We start from the raw sequence: 1769 nt of genomic DNA, 5'->3' as shown, positions 1-1769 counted from the left end.
GGTCGATGCCGTCGTTGCCGCGCTGGCCGCCAGCCTCGGCGTCGTCCGAATAGGCGAGCAGCGGATCGGTGCTGCGCCCCGCGATGCGCGCCAGCTCGGCCGCCTCGTCGGCCGGCGCCACCGGCTTGTACGCGTACTCGATCGCCCAGTAGTCGTAGGGCCCGAGCGTCGTGTTGTTCAGGCTCGCCTGCTTCTCGCCGGCCAGCGCCAGGTTGTAGGCGTTGTAGTCCATCACCGAGCCGGAGATGCCCTTGCTCTCGGTGAAGCCCTTGTCCTGCAGCTGCGAGCGGCTCACCACCGTCGACGCCTTGAAGTTGTGCTTCAGCCCGAGCGTGTGGCCGACCTCGTGCATCACGACATCCTTGATGCGCGACTGCACGAAGGCATCCGCCTCCGGACCGTCGGGCGCGATCTCGCCGCGCGCTTCGAGCAGGTCCATCGCGAAGTCCATCTCGGCAGCGGCCTCCTGCGCGTAGTTGCAGTAATCGGCACCACCGAACTTGCTCCACGCGGCGAAGGCGGGCGAGGGGAAGGACGCAGCCGAGGCCTGGGCACGGCCCACGTCCTCGACCAGGAAGCGCCGCGCGCCGCGCCCGAACACGTCGCTCATGCCGATGTCGGCATCGATGATCTCGCCGGTGCGCGGATCGGAATGGCTCGGGCCGATCGMGAAGCCGACGTCGGCGCCGGTGAACCAGCGGATCGACGCATGGCGCGCGTCCATGTTGTCCCAGTCGGCATCGTCGGGCTGCTGCTTCGCGACGATCGCGTTCTTGAAGCCGATGCGCTCGAAGGCCTTGTTCCATTCCAGCACGCCGGCCTCGACCGCCCCGCGGTACTGCACCGGGATGTTCTTGTCGAGCCAGTAGACGATCGGCTGCTTCGGTTCGGACAGCTCGGCCTGCGGGTCCTTCTTCTCGAGGCGCCAGCGCGTCACGTAGTGCAGCCGCGGGTTGGCCTTGGTGTCGGTGGTCAGGTCGGTGACGACGTCGAAGAAGTGACCAAGGCGCGGGTCGGTCTTGCGCGGCGCCATCGGCTCGCCGAGCTTCGCGAAGTTGTACACGTAGCCGATGAACATGCTGCGCGGATCCGGCGTCGTCTGCGGCGGTGCCGGCGTCGGCACCGGGCTCGGCGTGAGCGGCGGCGCGGGCAGCCGCGAGGTCGCGAAGTGCATGCGCGCGTTCAGCGTCGTCAGGTCGTCGGTGACGCGGATCTTCTCGAAGTACGAGTTGCCGCGGTCCAGCGCGAACGGCAGGCGGAACGCGGTCTCGATCGCGGTGGAATAGCCGGGCATGTCCGACAGCAGGAAGTTCGCGTCGACCAGCACCGACTTGCGCTGCGGGTGCGGCGCGCTGACGATGGCGGCCGCGCCCAGCAGGCTGTTCGAGAACGCCTGCTCGACGCTCGCCTGCATCGCCGGCGTGGTGCCGACGTAGTTGGTGTTCAGCGCCACCAGCTGGATCAGGTTGCTGCCGATCTTGCGGAAACTGGCCAGCCACTGCGGGCCCATCTGGCTGGCGTACAGGCCGCGCTCGCCGATCGAGTTCGAGATGTTGATCGACAGCATGAACGGCTGGTCCAGCCGCTCGACCGGGATCTCGAGCCAGGTCTTCTCGTCCTTGCGCCACACCGGCACGAAGCCGTCCTGGCGGGTCGCGCCCTTGATGATCTCGTCGAAGGGCTTCGGGGCGGCGGGGTCGAGCCGCACCACGGTGGCGCCGGGCGCCGAGGCCGCCGAGGCGGCGGCTGCCGCGGCCGCCGCGCTGACC

The 1769-nt window shown here is 68.9% G+C and carries 1 protein-coding gene; it reads right to left on the bottom strand.

Going from position 1 to position 1769, the window contains the following annotated elements; translation table 11 throughout:
* The coding region (locus AC1D15_RS30305; protein WP_477828945.1) for a zinc-dependent metalloprotease at positions 1–1769 on the bottom strand (1769 nt) is incomplete at both ends.

Source organism: Rhizobacter sp. P2_H2, from assembly GCF_056403375.1.
Note: the sequence above shows the minus strand (reverse complement) of the source record. Positions and strands in the feature narration are given on the sequence as shown.